Below are 19,844 nucleotides of genomic sequence, written 5' to 3'. Positions count from 1 at the left end.
CGGCGTGCTCGCCTTCGCCGCCGTGACCGTGAAGAAGCTGTACCAGGGCCAGCGCTGACCCTCGCCGAACACCTCCCGTACACCCTCACAGATCGTCTGAGCCGCTCATGATCGAGATTCCGTCCGACCTCCACCCGGACCTCGTGCCGCTGGCCTTCCTCCTGGGCAACTGGGCGGGTGCGGGCGTCTCCGACTTCCCCGGCGCGGAGAAGTGCAACTTCGGCCAGGAAGTGACCTTCAGCCACGACGGCCGTGACTTCCTCGAGTACGTCTCGCACTCCTGGGTGCTGGACGCCGAGGGCAACCAGGTCAAGCCGCTGGAGTCCGAGTCCGGCTACTGGCGCATCGACAAGGACCGCAAGGTCGAGATCGTCATGGTCCGGGACCAGGGCATCGTCGAGGTCTGGTACGGCGAGCTGGCGAAGCAGAAGCCGCAGATCGACGTCGTCACCGACGCGGTCGCCCGCACCGCCGCCTCCGGCCCGTACAGCGGCGGCAAGCGGCTCTACGGCTACGTGAACAGCGACCTGATGTGGGTCGGCGAGAAGTCCACCCCCGACGTCGAGCTGCGCCCGTACATGTCGGCGCACCTGAAGAAGGTCGTCACCCCGGAGCAGGTCGCCGAGATGGCGCGTGGCCTCGGGGACCTGCCGGACGACGGCATCGCGTTCTTCAAGTAGGTCATGCCGACGGGCCGGTGCTCGCCCCGCCCTACACTGGGGCTGTGGTGAGCACCGACTGGAAGACCGATCTTCGGCAGCGTGGCTACCGGCTGACGCCCCAGCGCCAGCTCGTCCTGGAGGCCGTCGACACCCTGGAGCACGCGACCCCCGACGACATCCTCTGCGAGGTGCGCAGGACGGCGTCGGGCGTGAACATCTCCACCGTCTACCGGACCCTGGAGCTCCTGGAGGAGCTCGGGCTGGTCAGCCACGCCCACCTCGGGCACGGCGCCCCGACGTACCACCTGGCGGACCGGCACCACCACATCCACCTCGTCTGCCGGGACTGCGCGGACGTCATCGAGGCCGACGTCGACGTCGTCGCCGACTTCACGGCGAAGCTGCGGGACACCTTCGGCTTCGAGACCGACATGAAGCACTTCGCGATCTTCGGGCGCTGCGCCGCCTGCACGGCGAAGGCCGCGCAGGCCGAGGAGCCGGAAGGAGCCGGCAGCGGGCGGTAGTCCGAGCCGGACGAGTCGTACGCTGGTCGCATGAAGAGCCCCCTGCTGTCCCTGCCCGGCGCCGTCCCCGCCGAGGGGCGCGACGAAGGCGTCGCCGCGCACTACGGCGACCTGTTCCCTGAGCAACGCGCACTCGCCGACGGCAGCGGCCTCGTCGACCTCTCGCACCGCGGCGTCGTCACCGTCACCGGCGGCGACCGGCTGGCCTGGCTGCACCTGCTGCTCACCCAGCACGTCAGCGACCTCGCGCCGCACCAGGCGACGGAGGCGCTGATCCTCTCCGCCAACGGGCACATCGAGCACGCCCTGTACCTCGTCGACGACGGCACGACGGTGTGGATGCACGCCGAGCCGGAGACCCGGGGCGAGCTGGTCGCCTACCTGGAGTCGATGAAGTTCTTCTACCGGGTCGAGGTCGCCGACCGCACCGAGGACTTCGCCGTCGTGCACCTGCCCGCCGGCTCCATCGCCGAGGTCCCGGACGGTGTCGCCGTACGCGAGACGCCGCACGGCCGTGACCTCTTCCTGCCCCGGGCCGACCTGGAGGCGTACGCGGCCGCCCACGGCCCCGTGGCCGGGATCCTCGCCTACGAGGCGCTGCGGGTCGAGGCGCACCGGCCGCGCCTGGGATTCGAGACCGACCACCGCACGATCCCGCACGAGCTGGGCTGGATCGGCAGCGCGGTGCACCTCCAGAAGGGCTGCTACCGGGGCCAGGAGACGGTCGCCCGTGTCCACAACCTGGGGAAACCGCCGCGCCGCCTGGTCTTCCTGCACCTCGACGGCAGCGAGGTGCACCTGCCCGGCCACGGCACGCCGGTCCGGCTGGCGGCCGACGGCCAGGAGGGCCGCCAGCTCGGCTTCGTCACCACCTCGGCCCGCCACCACGAGCTCGGCCCGATCGCCCTGGCGCTGGTGAAGCGGAACGTGGCCGTGGACGCGGAACTGATCGCGGGTGACACCGCAGCGGCCCAGGAGACGGTCGTCGAGCCGTAGAGCGACTACGCGCGGCCGTCCAGTCGGGACGGCCGCGCCGCTATACGTCGATCAGTACGGTGAACGGGCCGTGGTTCGTGAGCGAGACCCGCATGTCCGCCCCGAACCGGCCCGTCTCCACCTGCGCGCCGAGCGCGCGCAGCTGCGCCACGACCTCGTCGACCAGCGGTTCGGCGACCTCGCCCGGTGCGGCGGCGTTCCAGGTGGGCCTGCGGCCCTTCCTGGCGTCCCCGTAGAGGGTGAACTGAGAAATGACCAAAAGCGGTGCATTCGCGTCCGAGCAGGACTTCTCGCCCTCCAGGATCCGCAGGGTCCACACCTTGCGGGCGAGCTGTGCCGCCTTCTCCGCGGTGTCGCCGTGAGTGACCCCCACCAGCACACACAGTCCTTCGCCGGTGATCTCGCCGACCGTTCCGGTCCCCGACGGATCGTCCGTGACGCCCGCCACGGCGACGCTCGCACCGTCCACCCTCTGTATCACTGCACGCATACAGACCAACCTATCTTGGGCTGAACGGGTACAGAGCACCTGCGTGAACACCGTGCGTAGTGGCACCATGCACGATGTCGGTGTGCCGACGCACCGGTCGAGGGGACGGAACATCATGACGACACATGGAACCGGGCCATCACCCGGTGCCGTACCAGTGACACGTACGGCCGCCGGCCTGCGGCCGCCGGTGCAGCGGACCGTCGCTGCGTCCGGCCAGCTGCCCACCGCGCCACCCGAGCACCTGCCCGGAGCGGTGTCCGTGCCCGGACAGGCCGGTGCGGGTGCGGTGGAGGGCTTGGCCTCCGTACGCCCGCAGCCCGAATTCGGCGGGCTGCGCCTTCCGGAGCTGCGCACCCTGCGCCGTGACGCCCAGCGCGACGAGGCGGACCTCAGTTACGTACGCCGTCTGGTCCAGGGCCGGATCGACATCCTGCGGGCCGAGCTCGCCCGCCGGGTGGACCCCGAGTCGCCGGTGGTGGACCGGCTCTCGGAGATCCTCGCCGACACCCCGTCCGTCCACCGGTCCTCCGCGCGGCACGTCACCCTCACCACGCCGCGCAGCGACGAGTACCGGCAGCTGGCGGCGGACACCCTCGCCGAGGTCGAGCTCTCCGATCTCGACGCCCGGACGGACGAAGAGCTCCTCACCGCGATGGGACGGCTCGTCCGCTACGAGCGGCAGGTGTCACGGCGCCGCCACCGGCTCCAGCGGACCGTGGACGATTGCAGCGCGGAGATCGCCCGCAGGTACCGTGACGGGGAAGCACAAGTAGAGGACCTGCTCGCCTGAAGCGACCCTTCCGGGGGCGGGTCACGCCCGTCCCCGGAAGGCCACCCGCCTATGACGTCCTCCATATCCACCTCCGCGTCCCCCGTGCTCCCGGTCCTGGCCGAGGTCGTACGGTCCGGTTTCACCGAGGGCCACCACAGGGGGTCGCTGGTCGTCCTGGCCGCCGACGGCAGCGTGGAGCTCGCGCTCGGCGACCCGGCGGACCCCGTCTTCCCGCGCTCGTCCAACAAGCCGATGCAGGCCGCCGCGATCCTCCGGGCCGGGCTGGACCTCTCGGGGGAACGGCTGGCGCTGGCCGCCGCGAGCCACTCCGGTGAGGACTTCCACCTCGACCTGGTGCGCACGATGCTCGCCGAGCACGGCCTGAAGCCGGACGATCTGCAGACCCCGCCCGATCTGCCGCTGGACGCCGTCGAGGCGGAGGCGTACCTCGCGGCGGGGCGCGTGCGGGAACCGCTCACGATGAACTGCTCAGGCAAGCACGCGGCGATGCTCGCCGTCTGCGTACGCAACGGCTGGGACACGGCCACCTATCTCGACCCCGCCCACCCGCTCCAGCGGCTGGTCGGCGAGGTCGTCGCGGAGGCGGCCGGCGAGCCCGTCGCGGCGATCGGCACGGACGGCTGCGGGGCCCCGCTGATGGCGATCGGCCTGGTGGGCCTGGCCCGTGCGTTCCGCGCCTTCGTGCTGGCGGAGCCCGGCACGGCGGAGCGCCGGGTCGCGGACGCGATGCGGGCGCACCCCGAATACGTCGCGGGCACGCGGCGGCCGGACACCTGGCTGATGCGGGAGGTGCCGGGCACGCTCTCCAAGATGGGTGCCGAGGCGGTCCAGGCGCTGGCGCTCCCGGACGGCAGGGCCCTGGCCTTCAAGATCGACGACGGCTCCACCCGAGCGCTGGGCCCGGTGCTGGCCCGCTCCCTCGAACTGCTGGGTGTCGACGCCCCCGTCGTGACCCGCATCGGGCAGGCCCCGCTGCTGGGCGGGGCGGAGCAGGTGGGTGAGATCCGGGCGGCGTTCTGAGGGGTGGCGCCCGGCGCCCGGACGGGCCCGAAAAGCGTGCGACACCGGGGACGTTCTGTGCCTAACGTGGGCAGCATGAGCCTTGATCCACGTGCCGTCTCCTCCGCCGAATTCCCGGACTGGCTGCGCGCCGTGGGCACCGGATTCCTCCGGACGTCGTCGGCACCGGTGCCGGAGGAGGAGATCGCGGTGCGCCTGGCCCACGCCGATCTCGCCCGCGTCCAGGGTGTCTTCGACGCCGGTCGCTGCGTCGCCACCTTCCGGTCCTTCGCTCAGGAGCTGACCGTGGTGGGCGGCGCGAAGGTCCCGGCCGACGCGATCACGGCCGTGACGGTGACGCCCACGCACCGCCGCCGTGGGCTCCTCAGCAGGATGATGGCGAAGGACCTGGCAGCGGCGAAGGAGCGCGGCGACGTGGTCGCCTCGCTGATCGCCGCCGAGTACCCGATCTACGGGCGGTACGGGTTCGGCCCGGCCACCTGGACCGCGGAGTGGGAGATCGACGTGCCCCGGGCCGGCCTCGACCCGCGCCGGCCCGTCGTCTCCGAGGCGGACGGCGGCCGGATCGAGCTGGTCGAGGGCGCGGACGTGCGCAAGCTGGGCCCCGAACTCCACGGCCGCCTCGCGGCCCGGCAGCAGGGCGTGGTCTCCCGGGACGAGCGCTGGTGGCAGCGGAGCACGGGCGTGGACGTCCCGGTGCACGAGACGTGGACTGAGCCGTTCCACGCGGTGTACCGGTCGGCGGACGGGGAGACGGACGGGCTGATCACCTACCGCGCCGACGACCGCTGGGGCGACGGGAAGCAGCCGCTCAACAAGGCGACGGTGGCCGGCATGATCGCCGTGACCCCGGCGGCGGAGCGGGCGCTGTGGGGGTTCGTCTGCTCCATCGACTGGATCACCACGGTCCGTACGGGCTACCGGGCCCCCGACGACCTGCTCCCCCTCCTGCTCCCCGACCCCCGCGCCGCCCGGGTCGTGACCCAGGCGGACTGGCTGTGGCTGAGGGTCCTGGACGTACCGCGCGCCCTGGAGGCGCGTACGTACGCGACCGAAGGGGCCCTGGTCCTGGAGGTCCGCGACGCCTCAGGACCGGCGGGCGGCCGCTTCCTGCTGGACGTGTCGCCGTCCGGGGCGTCCTGTACCCCCACGACCCGGGACGCCGACCTGACGCTGGACGTGGCGGAGCTGGGGACGCTCTACCTGGGCGACGAGTCCCCGGTGCGGCTGGCCGCGCTGGGGCGCCTCGACGAACACCGGGCGGGCGCGGCGGCCTCGGCGGACGCGCTGTTCCGGGCCCCACGGCGGGCGTGGTGCCCGGATGTGTTCTGACGGGCGGATGTCAGAGAGCGGTGCCCACCACGAGGACGACGAGGAGCACCGCTCCGGCGGTGGTGCACTGCTCACTGCCGGACTTCAGGCCTCCTACCAGCAGCGAGGCGGCGAAGGTGCTCATGACGCCGAATTTCCATTCCAGGTACCGCTCGACGACGAAGATGACGAATGGCATGGCGGTCCCTCCTGAGGAGGCGGGGAGCCAGGGCTCCGGGAAGCGGCCGATGCGCGAGCTGTACCCGTACGGCGTTGGACGGGGCAGCGATGAACTGACGTACCTTCAAGGTGAGTTGGTCGAGTTGGTTACCAACTCCCTTGTGAGTGTCCCCTCTTGACGAGAGTTCGTAACCAACTCTGCTACAGGTTCCGTTAGATGGCAGGAAGTTGTAGCGTTCTGTTGTGACCCCTGAGCGCACAGCGATGAATGACGCCGGAAGCCTCTCCTCCGAACAGGTGGCCGGCATCCTGCGCACGCGTATCCGTAACGGCGAACTGCGGGCCGGTGACCACATGCCGACCCAGGCCGAACTCGTCCGGGAGTTCGGCCTGGGGCGCGGCGCGGTACGGCGCGCGCTGGACGATCTCAAGGCGGAGGGCCTGCTCACCGGCGTGACCAGGGGGGCCCCGGCGCGTGTGGCGGGTCCGCTCCCGCTCGTCGGTGAGCGGGAGAGCGAGGAGCCGCAGCAGACGGCGGCAGGTCTGGGGCCGCGTATTCTCGCGGCGTTCGACGCGCCGGACGTGCGCATCGACGCGCTCTGCCTGACGGCGGAGTCCCTGGCGCTGGCGCTGGCCGAGCCCCTGCAGCGGATACGGTCCGGCCGTCTCGCCCCGCGCTCGGTCAAGGTGCGCATCCTGCTGCCCGGCCGCCATCTCGAGCTGGCCTTTCCCCGGCCGGCGGACGAGGCCGGTGACGTGCGGCAGGTCCATGAGCGCTGGCTGGATCTGCGCAACGTCCAGGGTGCGGCTCTGCGGCACAACCTGCTGGCCCTGCGGAGCACGCGTGATCTCGACGTCGAAGTGACCTTCAGGGCCCTGCCCTTCACGCCCCCCGTGAAGATCTACCTGCTGAACGAGGCGGAGGTGCTCTTCGCCTACTACACGGTCACACGGCGTCAGGAGCAGATCAACGGCCAGGCGGTGGAGCTGTTCGACGTGCTGGGGAGTGACTCGACCCTCTTCCCCTTCACCGGCGCGGGTGGAGTGCGCGACGAGGCCTACGTCGAGGAGTCGGCGGGGTGGTTCGACGGGCTGTGGAACACCGTGGCGACGGAACTGCACCTGGACAGGTGACGCGGGAGCCCGGTTCCCTGAATGCGCCCGTGGGGGACACGGGCACTATGAGGGGGTGGACGCGCGCTTCCGTGCGTGCCCCCTTGTCCTGCCTGCTGTCCCCCCACGGACGGAGCGTCGTGACCCGACCGCACGTGACCGACCCGTATGCCCTGCTCATGGCCGCCACGTGTGTGCTCTTCGACTTCGACGGTCCGCTGTGCAGGCTGTTCCCCGGCCGGAGGGGTGTGGAGGTCGCGCAACGGCTGTCCCGGCGGCTGGCCGGCTTCGGCCACGATCCCGCGTCGGTGGCCGCCTCGGTGGAGCGAGGTGATCCGCTGGGTGTGCTCGTGGAGGCGTCGAAGCTGTTCCCGGACGACCAGGCGCTGCTCACCGCGCTGGACGACCTGCTGACGGCCGAGGAGGAGGCCCTGGCCGCGGGAGATGCCGTACCCACCACGGGTGCCGCCGAGCTCGTGCGGACCTTGGGGGCGGCGGGCACGCGTCTGGCGGTCACGACCAACAACTCCCGTCGTGCGGTGGAGGCGTATCTCGCCCGCGAGGGCCTCGTCGCGTCCTTCGACGGGCACATACACGGGCGTACGGCGGACCCCGCGCGGCTCAAGCCGGATCCGGACTGCCTGCACCGGGCGCTGGGGTCGACCGGTGCCTCGGCCGCGGGCGCGCTCATGATCGGGGACTCGGCCGCCGACCGGCTGGCGGCGGGCAAGGCGGGGGTGGCCTTCCTCGGATACGCGGAGAATGCCAGGAAGCACGAGGAACTCCACAACGCCGGGACGGATGTGAGCGTCAGTACGTTCGCCGTGCTCCTCGCTCGGTGAGACGGCCGCGTTCGATGCGGAACGGTCCTGATCGACCCGGCGTTCGACCTCCGGGGGGAGGGTGGCGGCCCGTCTGGAACGGGCCTGTGACGAGGAGGTCAAGTTCCGGGGTTCCGGGCGATCAGCGAGGTATCTTCCTCGTCAGTTCCTGAGTTCCGCATCCATGAGGCCGCCGCTGATGACAGTTGACGTACAGTCCGAGGTTCGCCGGGGGGCGGCGGCGACAGCCGGACTGGATTACGGCGATCGGGCGATCGAAGGCCCGTTGCGGGGGCACCACAACGAGACCTATGTCATTCCGCTTCCGGCGGCGAACGGTCTGGGTGCCGTGTCGGCGCGGGGCAAGGTGCGGGAGCCGCGACCCGGCCTGTTCTGGTACGACCGCCGGTGCTTCAGCTCCGAGGAGCTGCTGCTGGCGGCTCTGCGCGGGCGGGTGAACAGAGTCCCGGAGATCATCGAAGTCGCCCCTGGCGTCCGGCTGCAGGGCTTCGTCGAAGGGCGGACGCTGGGCCGGGGCGTGCTGCCCAGTCGGCCGCTCTCACCCCGGCACGGCGACCAGCTCGGCCAACTTTTCGGCGAGATGGCCGCCATCAAGACCGATGCGATCGACGTCGAGCGGATCTGTCTCCCTGAGGACCGCACCGAGGACGGTGACAGCGCGGGATTCCTGGCCCGGCTGATCCGGTTCACGCACCAACGCGTCTACCAGGAGCACGGCGCCCCGTATCACGGCCTGTTCGAGCGGCTGGGCGTGGGCGACACCGCGATGGAGGGCCTGGCGCGGCGGGCGGAGCGGCTGGGGCCGCGCCCGTTCACCCTGGTCCACGGCGATCTGCACCGGAAGAACTTCATCGTCGACCGCCTCGGTGACCTCTGGACCATCGACTGGGAGCTCGCCCTGCTCGGGGATCCGCTCTACGACCTGGCGACGCATCTGCACCTGATGCGCTACCCCGAGCGGGAGCAGGAGCGGATCTGCCGCATCTGGCGGTCGGCGGTGGAAGGGGCCCGTCCTGGCGCCACCCTCGGCTGGCGCCAGGACCTGCCCGTGATCCTCGCCTACAAGCGGGCGCAGTCCGTGTACACGGATGTCATCCGGGGCGCTCTGGCGCTGGAGCTGCCCGGAGCCACACTGAACTGGCGTGCTCTTCCCCGGGTGGCCCGGCGGGTCCAGGCGGCGCTGGCCGCCGCGCACGAGGTGCGGGGGATGCCGGACGCTCCCACGCTCCGGCAGGTGTCGAGCGCCTACGCGGGATGGTTCAGGGCGCGCGCACGCGTCACCGCGTCCGCACCCTGAACAGCACCCCGAAAGCCCCACCGCCAGCAGCAGGGCAACGACGGACCTGGTCAGGCCGTGCGCCTCGATCACGACGTCGCTCGTGGTGGTCCCGCTCATCACGCCCTCTCTTCTGCGTGTGGTATACGCGTCACTGTGTAGGCATTGCGCAAATCTAGGATGGTGGCAAGCCATCAGCAGGGAGAGGCGGCTTCGGGTGACGGAGAACAGCAGCGCGTCGGGCGGTACGGGACTCCCGGCCAGCATCGAGGCCGCGTGGGGACTGCGCGACCGTCCGGTCAAGGGCCCGAAACCCGGCCTGACACTGGACCGCATCGTCGCCGCCGCCGTGGCGGTCGCCGCGTCGGACGGGATCGCGGCCGTCTCGATGGGCCGGGTCGCCAAGGAGCTCGGCGCCTCCACGATGTCGCTCTACCGCTACGTCTCCGCCAAGGAGGAGCTCTACGTCCTCATGCAGGAGGCCGCCATGGGCGCCCCCGCGCCGCTGCCCGCGCTGGAGGACGGCGCCGGCTGGCGGGAGGCGCTCAGCCAGTGGGCATGGGCCCAGCGCCGGATGTTCCACCGCAACCTGTGGTCCCTGCGGATCCCGATCGCGGGCCCTCCGGCCAGCCCTCACTCGGTCGCCTGGTGGGAACAGGGACTCCAGGCCCTGGAGGGCAGCGGGCTGGGCGAGGGCGACAAGATCTCCGTCATCCTCCTCGTCTCCGGCTTCGTGCGGAACGAGGCCGTGCTGATGAGCGACCTCGCCGCCGCCGTCGAGGCCAAGGGCGTTCCGCCCCGGGCGGTGATGGCGCAGTGGGAGCGGACGGTGAAACAGCTCGCCGACCCCGTCCGGCATCCGGCGCTGTCCAGGCTGCTGGCCACCGGGGTCATGAGCGAACCGGACGATGCCGACCACGCGTTCGTGTTCGGCCTGGAGCGGGTGCTCGACGGCGTCGAGGTGCTCGTCAGGAAGGGCGGCCCGGTATGAGCGAGGCGAGGACGGGCCTGCGCGAGCGCAAGAAGCAGCTGACCTACCAGGCGGTCTCCGAAGCCGCGATCTCGATGTTCCTGGAACGGGGCTTCGACAAGGTCTCGGTGGCCGAGGTCGCGGCGGCGGCCGACATCTCGAAGCCCACGCTGTTCCGGTACTTCCCGGCCAAGGAGGACCTGGTCCTGCACCGGTTCGCCGACCACGAGGACGAAGCCGCCCGCGTCGTCTCCGGCCGGCCGGAGGGAGTCTCGCCCCTGGAGGCGCTGCGCCTCCACTTCCTGGACGGCCTGGACCGGCACGACCCGGTGACCGGGCTCTGCGACCACCCGGACGTGCTGGCCTTCCACCGGCTGCTCTACGGGACCCCGTCGCTCGTCGCCCGCCTCTACGCCTACCAGGGCCGCTCCGAAGCGGCACTCGCCCGCGCCCTGGACCCCGCCACCCCGGTGGCAGCACGGCTCGCGGCCGGTCAGATCGTCGCCGTGCTGCGCATCCTCGCCGAGGAGAACTGGCGGCGGATGGACGCGGGGGAGAGCGCCGATGGGGTGCGGGGGGACGCGGTGGAAGCGGCCGGGCTGGCCTTCGCCCAGCTGAAGGAGGGCCTGGCCGTCGCGGATTCCGCGGACGCCCCTCGGTGAGCGGGCGGAGGGTGCTCGGGCGGGAGCGCCCTGGCTCACCTCGGGGGTGCGCCTCTCCTCGGTTGGGTGGGCATCCCCTGGTTCACACCTCTGCCGGGCCGAGGCCGAACGGCTCGTGGAGGTCGGCCGGTTCGCGGAAATGCACACCTGTCATACCGAGGGCGACCGCCGCGTCGACGTTCTCCCGGCTGTCGTCCACGAACAGGCACCGGTCCATCGGCACCCCGGCTCGCGCGGCGGCGATCCGGTAGAGGGCGGGGTCCGGCTTCGCGAAGCCCTCGACGGCGCTGCTGACGACACGGTGGGCCAGGCCGGTGAGTCCCAGGGCGGCGAGGTCCTCGTCCAGGCGGGGCGTGGCATTGGTGATGAGCACCAGCGGCACCCGGGCTCTCACGCGCCGCAGCATCGCCACCACCGCCGCGTCCGCCCGGAAGGGCGCTTCCGCGAGTGCCCGGCCCAGCTCCCGCCCCTTCGCCGTGCCGACCCGGTCGGCGAGACCGAGCGCGACGGCCTCGATCCACGCCTCCAGGGTGATCCGGCCGAGGAGGAGCGGGAGGTCGACCTCGGGGGCGTAGGCGATGTCCTGCGTGGTGCCTTCGGGCAGACCGGCGGCCCGTTCCAGCGCGGCCAGGTGCGTCAGGTCGTAGAAGCGGACGACGTTGTCCAGGTCGCACAGCACGGCGGCGTAGGGCAGGTCATGGGTCACTGCGCGGCCGCGCCTCCCTCCCGTCCGCGTCACGCATTCCGTCCCGCTTCGCGGGCCACGCTCTCCAGACGGCTCCGGTGCTTCTCCCAGTACGCCGCGTCGCCCGGCGGGACGCTGTCGTTGCCCTGGCTCATTCCCACGGCCCCGTCGATGAGTTCGCGGAGGATGTCGGCGTGCCCGGCGTGCCGGTGCGTGTCGGCGATCACGCGTACCACGGCATGGTGCAGCGTCACCTCGGCCCGGTGGCCCGGCCACCACGGCACCCTGCCGACGGTGTCCAGCGGCAGCGCTTCGATCGTCGCGTCCGCGTGGGCCCAGGCCCGGTGGTAGAGCCCCACGATCTGCTCCCGCGACTCCTCAGCGGTGGCCCACATGTCCGCGTTGGACTCCGCGTCCGCCTCGACCCAGGGCAGGGGCTCGCCCGACGGCCGGGCGAAGGTGTCGCCGAGGTAGCCGAGCTCCACGCTCGCGACGTGCTTGACCATGCCCAGGAGGTTCGTGCCGGTCGGGGTGAGCGGGCGTCGGACGTCGTACTCCGAGAGGCCTTCGAGCTTCCACAGCAGGGCGTCGCGGGCCGACTGCAGGTAGAAGTGGAGGTCGGTCTTGGCGCTGGGAGAGGTCATGGGGGCAAGTCTGCCCGTGGCGCGGCCCCGGTCACCCGGCTTCCACCCGCCGGTACGTACCGGCACCAGCGGCCGGCCCCACGTGGGACCGTCCTCCCGCGCGGGTCCTCCACGCGTGTCAGTGCTCCGCCGGCTCCCAGGCCGGATCGCCGGCGTCGTCCACGACCGCGACGCACGCCTTCTCGCTGCCGCCCAGGGCGGCATGCCCGAGCAGGGCGGGCGTCCCCGACTCGAGAGCCGTGGCGATGTCCTGGAGCATCGCGGCGACCGAACTCCACAGCGGAACCCCGAGCGCCCACGTCTCGTGGTCCCACACGAGGACCTCGCCGCAGGAGGCACCGGGCCGCACGTCGACGACGAGCCCGTCACCGCCGGGGTCCAGGGCGAGCGGCAGGAACGAAGGCAGGAACCGAGGCTCCGGTACGCCGTTCGCATCGACGGAGGGGCCTTCCTCCTCCGCGACCTCCAGCCAGATCGCTCGCGTCTCCAGCGCCTCGTCCAGATCCACCGGTGCGAACGCTCCCGGGATCCAGTGATCGGCGCGGACCCGCTCCAGAGCCCACCAGTCGTGCACCTGTGAGGGGAGCGCCGTGGCGAGTTCCGCCTCCATCGCGCGGAGCCCGCTTCCGTGCGCGGCGGCCCGCACGGGCGCGGCCCGGAGGTGAATCCCGCACCAGGCGTCGATGCGTTCCCACGACGTACGCACGTCGTCATCGGTCGAGGTCATGGCCCGAAGTCTCTCAGCAGGCCCGACAGGCGGGCGGGGCACCGCCCGCCTGTCGGCCGGGGGAGCGGCTCAGGCGCTTTCGGCGGCGCGGAAGGTGCGCCGGTACGCCGACGGGGCGACCCCCGCCTCAGCGGCCAGGTGCCGCCGTAGCGAGGTGGCCGTGGCGAAGCCGACCTCGTGGGCGACGCGCTCGACCGGCAGATCGCTGGACTCCAGCAGGTGCCGGGCCTGCCGCAGCCGCTGCTGGGTCAGCCATCGGCCGGGGCTCAGCCCGGTCTCCTCCCGGAAGCGCCGGGCGAAGGTGCGGGGGCTCATCGCCGCGTGCGCCGCGAGTTCGTCCAGTGCCAGAGGCCCCGCCAGGCGCTGCAGCGCCCAGTCACGGGTCGGCCCGGTGCCGGTCCCGCCCGCCGGGGGCAGCGGCCGTTCGATGTACTGCGCCTGGCCTCCGTCCCGGTACGGCGGCACGACGCAGCGCCGGGCGACCTGGTTGGCCACCTCGCTGCCGTGGTCCTGACGCACCAGGTGCAGGCAGACGTCGACGCCGCTCGCCGCCCCCGCTGAGGTCAGCACGTCACCGTGGTCGACGAAGAGCACGCCGGCGTCGAGCTCGACCCGGGGGAACATCTCCCGGAAGTGATCGGAGAGCGCCCAGTGGGTGGTGGCCCGGCGCCCGTCCAGGAGGCCGGCGGCGGCGAGCAGGAAGGCGCCGGTGCAGATCGACACCAGGCGGGTGCCGGGGCGGACGAGGGCCAGGGCGGCGAGCGCCTTCGGGTCCGGGGCGGCCGAGGCCCGGGAGACCGAGTACGGAGGGATGACCACGGTGTCCGCCTCCGCCAGCACCTCGGGGCCGTGCGCGGGGGTGACGGTCAGGTCCGAGTCGGTCCGCACGGGCTGCCCGTCCACGCTCGCGGACAGCACCTCGTAGCGGCCGTCGGCGGAACCCAGGACCCGGTGCGGGATGCCCAGTTCGAAGGGGTAGACCCCGTCGAGGGCGAGGACGACGGCCTTGTGCGCGCCGGGCAGCGGGTCCGGGCGCATCAGCCGGTCCAGCTCGGCCCCCCGCTCGGCGAGCTCACGGGACCGGGAGGGCGCCGCGGACGCGGGGCGGGCGCCGGGAACGCTGTGGGTGGCAGAAGCGACAGGCATGGCACAAATGTATCGGATGATGACCTTCTTGCCATCGCCACGGGCCTGACCGTACGGCGAGGATCGGGGCATGACCACGAACGACACCCCCGCAGACCACAGCTCCTCCGACCCGGCCGTCACCACGGCGTCCCCGGACCCGGCCGCCCCGGGCGGCGCTCCCACGATGCTCGCCCTGCACCAGACGGCCCTCGGCGGCCCCGAGGTGCTGCGGCTGACCGAGCTCCCGCGGCCCGCGCCCGGCCCCGGGGAGATCCTCGTAGCCGTGCACGCGGCCGGACTCAACCCCACGGACTTCAAGCACCGCGCCATGGGCCTCTTCCTGCCGCCCCCGCCGCTGACCCTCGGCTGGGACGTCTCCGGCACCGTGGTGGAGACCGGCTACGGCGTCACCCTCTTCCAGCCCGGTGACGAGGTCTTCGGGATGCTGCCCTACCCGTACGGGGCGGGCTCCCACGCCGAGTACGTCACCGGCCCCACCCGTGCCTTCGCCGCCAAGCCGGCCGGGATCGACCACGTCCAGGCGGCCGCCCTGCCGCTGGCCGCGCTCACCGCGTGGCAGGTGCTCGTCGAGACCGCGGGCCTCCGGGACGGGCAGCGGGTGCTGATCCACGCGGCGGCCGGCGGAGTCGGCCACCTCGCCGTACAGATCGCCAAGGAGCGGGGCGCGCACGTCACGGGGACGGCGAGCGCCCCCAAGCACGACTTCCTGCGCGAGCTCGGCGCGGACGCCTGCGTCGACTACCGCTCCGAGGACTTCACCGACACCGACGAGCCCTACGACGTCGTCCTCGACACCCTCGGCGGGGAGACCGCCACCCGTTCCGTGAGCGTGCTCCGTCCCGGTGGCGTGCTCGTCTCCCTGCTCCCGGGCGCCGAGGACACCCGGGCCGCGGCCGAGAAGGCGCAGGTCCGCGCCGAGGTGCTGCTCGTCGAGCACGACCGGGCAGGGATGCTGGCGATCGCCGACCTGGTCGAACGGGGCAGCCTCCGCCCCCACGTCTCCGGCACCTTCCCCCTCGCCGAGGGCGCCCGTGCCCACGCCCAGGGAGAGACGGGCCGCACCACGGGCAAGCTGGTCCTCACCGTGCGGTGAGACGAACGGTGGGGCGGGCCGGTGACGGCGAGACGAGACGGACGGGGTCACCGGCGTGAAGGCCGCCGGGACGGGGACCCCTGTTCGGCGCTCGTCGGTGGAGGATGGCTCCTCGCGAGGAGCGGGCCGGTACCGCCTCGGCCGAACCGGGAACTGCGCTCCGGGACCGGCCGATCGACTGCGCACACCAGCTGCCGGGACGGCGCGCCGTTGCCCCGCTCCCGGGACGCCCTACGACAGCGTCGGGTTCTCGGCCTGCTCCAGCCAGGCGGTGTACCAGCGCGCGAAGGTCAGGGGGCTCCCCTCGTCGTCGAGGCGCGGTGTGAGGTCGACGTCGTCCGCCCGGGCGTCGGACCAGATCGTGCCGCGATGGGTGCCGCTGATGATCAGCCACTCCCGCAGCGCACAGCCCAGGTGAGAGATCACGAGGGCGCCGGCGGTGCGTCCGGGAGCGAACACGAGGGCGCCCCACCGCTCGTCCCACGCCTCGAAGGCGTCGTCGAAGTCCTCGATCTCGTCGAAGTCCTCCTCCTCAGGGCGTCGGGCGAGGAGTTCGTCGAGGATCTCGGGGTCCGGGCCCCGCTCAGGGAACGGCTCGGCGAGCATGGACAGGTCCGCCAGGTCGGCTCCGTCACCTTCCCAGCGCCACCGGCCCTGTACGCGTCGCACGGGAAAGAGGCCGTACGCCGGTCCGGCGCCGCCCGCGGCGACACGGAGGAGGAAGGTCCGGTAGTCCTCCGGCAGCTTCACACCTGTCTGGCCTTCGAGTTCGGCGAGCCCGTCCTCGGTGAGCGGTTCCTCCAGGGCCCACCGGTGCCCGAGCGCCCCGAACACCTCACTGCTCCCCGGCCGAGTGCCCAACGCCGCGACGCGTTCCCGTACCCCTGCCCACTGATCGTCCATGAGCGGACCGTACGTCGCGCCACTGACACGATCTTGTTGAACGGTGCTGGTGGGGGCGTGAGTTGTGTGACGATCGGGCTGTTCGTGGTGGATGACCGGACTCGGCGCGCGGGATCTACGGGGTAGCAGTCCTGGTGAGCACCAGGGTCGGTGGTCCGTCCGGATCGGGCTGGATCTGCACCAACAGCGGGCCTCTCGGGAGGACCTCTTTGCCGCCGACCGCCCACCGGGAGTTCACGTAGAGCTGGATGTCTCCGATCTTGTCGAGGCCGCCGTCCTTGGTTTCCAGGTAGACGAAGTCGCTGGACGAGTCCCTGTCAACGAACTCCCATGTGCCACTGAAGTTGAGGGGGTCGTTGCCTCCGCTCCCCTTGGCTTCATCTGCCGAGACGTCTGTGGCGGTGAACGTCCCGTCGGGAGCGAGCGTGATCTCCCCGCCGGTCTCTTCGCTGCGGTATACGCCGGGCAGCTCGTCGGGGTCGGTCGGGGCCGCGCACCCTGATGTGAGGACCGCCGAAGCGGTCAATGCGACGACGAGCCACCGCCTACCTCTCCCCCTGATGACCATGGCCTGAGCATAACGACACCGCCAACACTCGATTCATCCCACTGGAGACGCCTACCAGGGCACCTCAACAAGATCGTGTTGCTGGCTCTTAGGGGCTGGTGACAGATATCCCTGCGAGTCACACCGATTCTCCCGGATGAGGTGGAACACTTTTGCAAGCGGGCGCTTGCAAAAGTTAGCAACGGTGGGCAGTATCGAGGCATGGCATCACTCAACGTCGGCAATCTCGGCGAGTACCTGCGTGAGCAGCGCCGTACGGCGCAGCTCTCCCTGAGGCAGCTCGCCGACGCCGCCGGGGTGTCCAATCCGTATCTCAGCCAGATCGAACGCGGTCTGCGCAAGCCGAGCGCCGAGGTGCTGCAGCAGGTCGCCAAGGCCCTGCGGATCTCGGCCGAGACGCTGTACGTGCGGGCCGGGATCCTCGATGAGCGGGAGCGGGAGGAGCTGGAGACGCGGGCGGTCATATTGGCCGATCCCTCGATCAACGAGCGGCAGAAGAACGTGCTGCTGCAGATCTACGACTCCTTCCGCCGCGAGAACGGTTTCGATGTCGCGCCCGACACCGGCGCCGGGTTCCACGGCGCGGCCGGTGCGGAGAGCAGAATCGATGCCGACGCGGAAAGCGGTGCCGGTGACGCGAACGGTGCCGGTCCGGATGCCCGCGGCCCCCGCACGGCCGGCGGCAGTGATGCAGACCCACCAGCGAACTGACTTCTGATGATCCGGGAGGACCACAGTCATGGCCATCACCGATGACCTGCGTAAGACCCTCACCGACCCCACCCCCCTCTACTTCGCCGCCGGCACGGCCGACCTCGCCGTGGAGCAGGCGCGCAAGGTCCCGGCTCTGATCGACCAGCTGCGGGCCGAGGCGCCCGAGCGGATCGAGGCCGTGCGCAACACCGACCCGAAGGCGGTGCAGGAGCGGGTCACCACGCAGGCCAAGGAGGCCCAGGCCACCGTGCAGGCGAAGGTGACCGAGGTCTTCGGAGCGCTGGACACCGACCTGAAGAAGTGGGGCGAGTCCGCCCAGGACCTGGCGCTGCGGAGCGTGGGTGTGGCCGCCGAGTACGCGGTCCGGGCCCGGGAGACGTACGAGAAGGTCGCCGAGCGCGGCGAGCTGACCGTGCGGACCTGGCGCGGTGAGACGGCCGAGGAGATCGTCGAGATCGCCGCCGTCGTCGAGGCCGAGCCGAAGTCCGTGCCGAAGCAGAAGTCGGACGCCGTGGCGAAGCCGGCGGCTCCCGTGAAGCCGGTTGCTCCCGCCGCGAAGAAGCCCACGCCGAAGGCCCCCGAGTCCAAGGCGACGCCCGCGGCGAAGAAGACCGCGCCCGTGCGCAAGCCCGTGGCGAAGAAGACGACTCCGCCCTCCGCCAAGTAGGCGGAAGCGGTCCCCGGGATTACCGGGACGGTGACCCGGGCACCTTTGGGGGTGCCCGGGTCGTTGTCCCGGTACCTTGGCCGCGAGGCGCTCATCCACTGACTAGGCGGTGCTCACCGTGTTGCTCGAAGCATTCGGCTCGATCCTCCAGCTGCTGTACCTGGCCATGCTCGTCCTGGCCGTGGTCGCGCTGGTCTTCGCCGTGACGGCGCGCGAGGACGCCTATCGGGCCGCGGACAAGCAGAAGAAGTCCTTCTGGCTGATCATTCTCGGGGCCACCGTCTTCGTGAACCTCGTCATCCCGATCCTGTTCCTGCAGATCGCGGGCGTGATCGCGTCCATCGTCTTCATGGTGGACGTGCGGCCGGCGATCAAGGCCGTCTCGGGCGGCGGTGGCCGTCGCGGAGGCTCCAGCAGCGACGGACCGTACGGCCCCTACAACGGCGGGCGCTGAGCGCCCGCGGTCGACGCGGCACCGGGGCGGGAGCGCGAGGCGCTCCTGCCCCTTCGTCGTATCCGGGCCTCGTCGCGCTCCAGCAGCAGGACCGCCACGTCGTCGGTGAGCTCGCCGCCGTTCAGCTCCTGCACCTGGGTGACCGCGGCCTCCAGCAGCGCCTCGCCGCCGAGCCCCTGGTCCAGGCGGCCGTTGACCATCGCGACCATGCCGTCCTGGCCCAGCCGCTGGGTCCCCTCCTGTCCGACGCGCCCCTCGATGAGCCCGTCGGTGTACATCATCAGGCTCCAGGAACCGCCCAGCTCGACCTGCCGGCGCGGCCACCGGGCGTGCGGCAGCAGGCCGAGGGCCGGGCCGCCGTCCTCGTAGGGCAGCAGGTGCGCGGCCCGTCCCTGGCGGGCGATGAGCGGCGCGGGGTGACCCGCGATGCACAGGCCGGCCCGGCGGCCGTCGGGTGCGATGTCGACGGTGCAGAGCGTCGCGAAGATCTCCTCGCTCTGCCGTTCGTGCTCCAGGACCTGCTGCAGTGTGGAGAGCAGGGCGTCGCCGCAGAGCCCGGCCAGCGTGAGCGCCCGCCAGGCGATCCGCAGCTCGACGCCGAGCGCCGCCTCGTCCGGGCCGTGCCCGCAGACGTCGCCGATCATCGCGTGGACCGTGCCGTCGGGCGTGCGGACCGTGTCGTAGAAGTCCCCGCCGAGCAGGGCGCGGCTACGGCCAGGCCGGTAGTGGGCGGCGAAGGCGAGGTCGGAGCCGTCGAGGAGCGGGGTGGGCAGCAGCCCGCGCTCCAGCCGGGCGTTCTCCTGGGCGCGCAACCGGGACTCGGTCAGCTGGTGCTGGGCGGTGTCCGCGCGCTTGCGCTCCACCGCGTACCGGATGGCGCGGCTGAGGAGGCGGCCGTCGAGCTCGCCCCGGAAGAGGTAGTCCTGGGCGCCGACGCGTACGGCCTCGGCGGCGCGCTCTGCGTCGTCCTCGGCCGTCAGGGCGAGGACGGCGTGGCGCGGGGCGATGCGCAGGATGTGCTTCAGCGCGGCGAGCTCGTCCGGGCGCACCGTCCCGTCGTCACGGCCGTCGGCCCGTGCACCGGCGGGCAGGGACGCCGCTTCGAGGTCGAGGTCGAGCAGGATGCAGTCGACGTCGTCGGTGAGCAGCCGGCCCGCCTCGGTGAGGTTGCGCGCGGTACGGACGCGGACCCGCGCCCCCGCGGCGGACGACAGCTCGGGGACGGCGAAGGTGCCCGCAGGGTCGTCCTCGATCACCAGGAGTGTGAGGTCGGCGCCATGAGTGGTCTCCGCAGCGGGAACGGCACGTTGCTGCGGTACGGGTACGGGCATCGGTTCGGGTTTCCTTCCCTCCCCCCGAGGGCGCGGCGGGACGACGATCGACGACCCGCCGACGGGA

24 protein-coding genes are annotated in these 19,844 nt (G+C 71.9%); 15 read left to right on the top strand and 9 right to left on the bottom strand.

All coding sequences use genetic code 11. The features are described from left to right. Window positions 1-107: 107 nt before the first annotated feature. The 3 genes from B9S57_RS14925 to B9S57_RS14915 are packed head-to-tail and all read left to right on the top strand — an operon-like array spanning window position 108 to window position 2,182. Window positions 108-680, top strand: coding sequence for an FABP family protein (locus B9S57_RS14925; protein ID WP_103516055.1), 573 nt, complete (start codon window positions 108-110; stop codon window positions 678-680). A gap of 44 nt (window positions 681-724) precedes the next feature. Then, the gene (locus tag B9S57_RS14920) at window positions 725-1,186 is read left to right on the top strand and encodes a Fur family transcriptional regulator (RefSeq protein ID WP_103516054.1); all 462 of its coding nucleotides are present in this window, start codon (window positions 725-727) and stop codon (window positions 1,184-1,186) included. Window positions 1,187-1,216: 30 nt separating this feature from the next. Continuing rightward, on the top strand, window positions 1,217-2,182 hold the full coding sequence (locus B9S57_RS14915; RefSeq protein WP_103516053.1) for a folate-binding protein YgfZ: 966 nt from the start codon (window positions 1,217-1,219) through the stop codon (window positions 2,180-2,182). Between the two features lie 40 nt (window positions 2,183-2,222). Here the strand turns inward: B9S57_RS14915 and dtd are convergent, their stop codons facing one another. Beyond that, window positions 2,223-2,672: a D-aminoacyl-tRNA deacylase gene (gene dtd / locus B9S57_RS14910; RefSeq protein WP_103516052.1), complete on the bottom strand. Its 450-nt coding sequence runs from the start codon at window positions 2,670-2,672 to the stop codon at window positions 2,223-2,225. Between the two features lie 115 nt (window positions 2,673-2,787). On the opposite strand from dtd, the gene B9S57_RS14905 reads away from it, so the two are divergent. The 3 genes from B9S57_RS14905 (at window position 2,788) to B9S57_RS14895 (ending at window position 5,820) form a co-directional block, all read left to right on the top strand. Continuing rightward, a complete protein-coding gene (locus B9S57_RS14905) occupies window positions 2,788-3,465 on the top strand; it encodes an ABC transporter substrate-binding protein (protein WP_103516051.1) in 678 nt (225 codons plus the stop codon). A gap of 51 nt (window positions 3,466-3,516) precedes the next feature. Beyond that, the gene (locus B9S57_RS14900; protein WP_103516050.1) at window positions 3,517-4,488 is read left to right on the top strand and encodes an asparaginase; all 972 of its coding nucleotides are present in this window, start codon (window positions 3,517-3,519) and stop codon (window positions 4,486-4,488) included. A gap of 75 nt (window positions 4,489-4,563) precedes the next feature. After that, entirely contained in the window at window positions 4,564-5,820 is a 1,257-nt protein-coding gene (locus tag B9S57_RS14895) for a GNAT family N-acetyltransferase (protein WP_103516049.1), read from the top strand. A 10-nt stretch (window positions 5,821-5,830) separates the two neighbouring features. Here B9S57_RS14895 and B9S57_RS34470 read toward each other — a convergent pair whose 3' ends face one another. Beyond that, window positions 5,831-5,998, bottom strand: coding sequence for a hypothetical protein (locus tag B9S57_RS34470; RefSeq protein ID WP_181011346.1), 168 nt, complete (start codon window positions 5,996-5,998; stop codon window positions 5,831-5,833). Between the two features lie 245 nt (window positions 5,999-6,243). On the opposite strand from B9S57_RS34470, the gene B9S57_RS14890 reads away from it, so the two are divergent. From B9S57_RS14890 to B9S57_RS14870, 5 genes are all read left to right on the top strand, one after another. Next, window positions 6,244-7,113: a winged helix-turn-helix domain-containing protein gene (locus B9S57_RS14890; RefSeq protein ID WP_103516048.1), complete on the top strand. Its 870-nt coding sequence runs from the start codon at window positions 6,244-6,246 to the stop codon at window positions 7,111-7,113. Window positions 7,114-7,232: 119 nt separating this feature from the next. Then, entirely contained in the window at window positions 7,233-7,934 is a 702-nt protein-coding gene (locus B9S57_RS14885) for an HAD family hydrolase (RefSeq protein WP_258036392.1), read from the top strand. Window positions 7,935-8,112: 178 nt separating this feature from the next. Continuing rightward, the gene (locus tag B9S57_RS14880) at window positions 8,113-9,231 is read left to right on the top strand and encodes a phosphotransferase (RefSeq protein ID WP_103516047.1); all 1,119 of its coding nucleotides are present in this window, start codon (window positions 8,113-8,115) and stop codon (window positions 9,229-9,231) included. A gap of 196 nt (window positions 9,232-9,427) precedes the next feature. Next, window positions 9,428-10,201, top strand: a complete 774-nt coding sequence (locus B9S57_RS14875) for a TetR/AcrR family transcriptional regulator (RefSeq protein ID WP_103516046.1) — start codon at window positions 9,428-9,430, stop codon at window positions 10,199-10,201. Beyond that, window positions 10,198-10,842, top strand: a complete 645-nt coding sequence (locus B9S57_RS14870; protein ID WP_103516045.1) for a TetR/AcrR family transcriptional regulator — start codon at window positions 10,198-10,200, stop codon at window positions 10,840-10,842. Before B9S57_RS14875 ends, B9S57_RS14870 begins: the two co-directional genes overlap by 4 nt. Window positions 10,843-10,924: 82 nt before the next feature. Here the strand turns inward: B9S57_RS14870 and B9S57_RS14865 are convergent, their stop codons facing one another. The 4 genes from B9S57_RS14865 to B9S57_RS14850 all read right to left on the bottom strand — a co-directional run bounded on the left by B9S57_RS14865 (window position 10,925) and on the right by B9S57_RS14850 (window position 14,044). Then, window positions 10,925-11,548, bottom strand: coding sequence for an HAD family hydrolase (locus tag B9S57_RS14865; RefSeq protein ID WP_258036391.1), 624 nt, complete (start codon window positions 11,546-11,548; stop codon window positions 10,925-10,927). 29 nt (window positions 11,549-11,577) lie between these two features. Next, a complete protein-coding gene (locus B9S57_RS14860; RefSeq protein WP_103516044.1) occupies window positions 11,578-12,171 on the bottom strand; it encodes a DinB family protein in 594 nt (197 codons plus the stop codon). A 118-nt stretch (window positions 12,172-12,289) separates the two neighbouring features. Continuing rightward, the gene (locus B9S57_RS14855; RefSeq protein ID WP_103516043.1) at window positions 12,290-12,898 is read right to left on the bottom strand and encodes a hypothetical protein; all 609 of its coding nucleotides are present in this window, start codon (window positions 12,896-12,898) and stop codon (window positions 12,290-12,292) included. Between the two features lie 69 nt (window positions 12,899-12,967). Then, on the bottom strand, window positions 12,968-14,044 hold the full coding sequence (locus B9S57_RS14850; RefSeq protein WP_219818564.1) for a GlxA family transcriptional regulator: 1,077 nt from the start codon (window positions 14,042-14,044) through the stop codon (window positions 12,968-12,970). A gap of 70 nt (window positions 14,045-14,114) precedes the next feature. Between B9S57_RS14850 and B9S57_RS14845 the strand changes: the two genes are divergently transcribed. Next, the gene (locus B9S57_RS14845) at window positions 14,115-15,140 is read left to right on the top strand and encodes an NADP-dependent oxidoreductase (RefSeq protein WP_103516042.1); all 1,026 of its coding nucleotides are present in this window, start codon (window positions 14,115-14,117) and stop codon (window positions 15,138-15,140) included. Window positions 15,141-15,371: 231 nt separating this feature from the next. Here the strand turns inward: B9S57_RS14845 and B9S57_RS14840 are convergent, their stop codons facing one another. Both B9S57_RS14840 and B9S57_RS14835 read right to left on the bottom strand, forming a co-directional pair. Beyond that, window positions 15,372-16,043: an SMI1/KNR4 family protein gene (locus B9S57_RS14840; RefSeq protein WP_103516041.1), complete on the bottom strand. Its 672-nt coding sequence runs from the start codon at window positions 16,041-16,043 to the stop codon at window positions 15,372-15,374. A 115-nt stretch (window positions 16,044-16,158) separates the two neighbouring features. After that, window positions 16,159-16,611, bottom strand: a complete 453-nt coding sequence (locus B9S57_RS14835) for a hypothetical protein (RefSeq protein WP_103516040.1) — start codon at window positions 16,609-16,611, stop codon at window positions 16,159-16,161. 201 nt (window positions 16,612-16,812) lie between these two features. Here B9S57_RS14835 and B9S57_RS14830 point away from each other — a divergent pair, with 201 nt between their 5' ends. The 3 genes from B9S57_RS14830 (at window position 16,813) to B9S57_RS14820 (ending at window position 18,446) form a co-directional block, all read left to right on the top strand. Beyond that, a complete protein-coding gene (locus B9S57_RS14830; protein WP_103516039.1) occupies window positions 16,813-17,322 on the top strand; it encodes a helix-turn-helix domain-containing protein in 510 nt (169 codons plus the stop codon). A gap of 28 nt (window positions 17,323-17,350) precedes the next feature. Then, window positions 17,351-17,992, top strand: coding sequence for a hypothetical protein (locus B9S57_RS14825; RefSeq protein WP_103516038.1), 642 nt, complete (start codon window positions 17,351-17,353; stop codon window positions 17,990-17,992). 118 nt (window positions 17,993-18,110) lie between these two features. Beyond that, complete coding sequence (locus B9S57_RS14820) at window positions 18,111-18,446, top strand: DUF2516 family protein (RefSeq protein ID WP_103516120.1); 336 nt, start codon at window positions 18,111-18,113, stop codon at window positions 18,444-18,446. Here B9S57_RS14820 and B9S57_RS14815 read toward each other — a convergent pair. After that, window positions 18,428-19,777 carry a PP2C family protein-serine/threonine phosphatase gene (locus tag B9S57_RS14815; protein WP_103516037.1) on the bottom strand — a complete coding sequence of 450 codons (1,350 nt, stop codon included), beginning with the start codon at window positions 19,775-19,777 and terminating at the stop codon, window positions 18,428-18,430. The two genes, B9S57_RS14820 and B9S57_RS14815, sit on opposite strands and share 19 nt — an antisense overlap. Window positions 19,778-19,844: the final 67 nt, after the last annotated feature.

It is taken from the genome of Streptomyces sp. SM10 (genome assembly GCF_002910915.1).
Classification (GTDB): Bacteria; Actinomycetota; Actinomycetes; order Streptomycetales; family Streptomycetaceae; genus Streptomyces.
This window is presented reverse-complemented; position numbering and strand designations above follow the sequence as displayed.

Excerpts from the sequence above, each read along its gene's own strand:
- B9S57_RS14900 (WP_103516050.1), top strand. The coding sequence starts at position 3,517 with ATGACGTCCTCCATATCCACCTCCGCGTCCCCCGTGCTCCCGGTCCTG.
- B9S57_RS14840 (WP_103516041.1), bottom strand. The coding sequence starts at position 16,043 with ATGGACGATCAGTGGGCAGGGGTACGGGAACGCGTCGCGGCGTTGGGC.
- B9S57_RS14830 (WP_103516039.1), top strand. The coding sequence starts at position 16,813 with ATGGCATCACTCAACGTCGGCAATCTCGGCGAGTACCTGCGTGAGCAG.
- dtd (WP_103516052.1), bottom strand. The coding sequence starts at position 2,672 with ATGCGTGCAGTGATACAGAGGGTGGACGGTGCGAGCGTCGCCGTGGCG.
- B9S57_RS14915 (WP_103516053.1), top strand. The coding sequence starts at position 1,217 with ATGAAGAGCCCCCTGCTGTCCCTGCCCGGCGCCGTCCCCGCCGAGGGG.
- B9S57_RS14850 (WP_219818564.1), bottom strand. The coding sequence starts at position 14,044 with ATGCCTGTCGCTTCTGCCACCCACAGCGTTCCCGGCGCCCGCCCCGCG.
- B9S57_RS14860 (WP_103516044.1), bottom strand. The coding sequence starts at position 12,171 with ATGACCTCTCCCAGCGCCAAGACCGACCTCCACTTCTACCTGCAGTCG.
- B9S57_RS14895 (WP_103516049.1), top strand. The coding sequence starts at position 4,564 with ATGAGCCTTGATCCACGTGCCGTCTCCTCCGCCGAATTCCCGGACTGG.
- B9S57_RS14815 (WP_103516037.1), bottom strand. The coding sequence starts at position 19,777 with ATGCCCGTACCCGTACCGCAGCAACGTGCCGTTCCCGCTGCGGAGACC.
- B9S57_RS14845 (WP_103516042.1), top strand. The coding sequence starts at position 14,115 with ATGACCACGAACGACACCCCCGCAGACCACAGCTCCTCCGACCCGGCC.
- B9S57_RS14925 (WP_103516055.1), top strand. The coding sequence starts at position 108 with ATGATCGAGATTCCGTCCGACCTCCACCCGGACCTCGTGCCGCTGGCC.
- B9S57_RS14905 (WP_103516051.1), top strand. The coding sequence starts at position 2,788 with ATGACGACACATGGAACCGGGCCATCACCCGGTGCCGTACCAGTGACA.
- B9S57_RS14880 (WP_103516047.1), top strand. The coding sequence starts at position 8,113 with ATGACAGTTGACGTACAGTCCGAGGTTCGCCGGGGGGCGGCGGCGACA.
- B9S57_RS14825 (WP_103516038.1), top strand. The coding sequence starts at position 17,351 with ATGGCCATCACCGATGACCTGCGTAAGACCCTCACCGACCCCACCCCC.
- B9S57_RS14890 (WP_103516048.1), top strand. The coding sequence starts at position 6,244 with ATGAATGACGCCGGAAGCCTCTCCTCCGAACAGGTGGCCGGCATCCTG.
- B9S57_RS14855 (WP_103516043.1), bottom strand. The coding sequence starts at position 12,898 with ATGACCTCGACCGATGACGACGTGCGTACGTCGTGGGAACGCATCGAC.
- B9S57_RS34470 (WP_181011346.1), bottom strand. The coding sequence starts at position 5,998 with ATGCCATTCGTCATCTTCGTCGTCGAGCGGTACCTGGAATGGAAATTC.
- B9S57_RS14870 (WP_103516045.1), top strand. The coding sequence starts at position 10,198 with ATGAGCGAGGCGAGGACGGGCCTGCGCGAGCGCAAGAAGCAGCTGACC.
- B9S57_RS14835 (WP_103516040.1), bottom strand. The coding sequence starts at position 16,611 with ATGGTCATCAGGGGGAGAGGTAGGCGGTGGCTCGTCGTCGCATTGACC.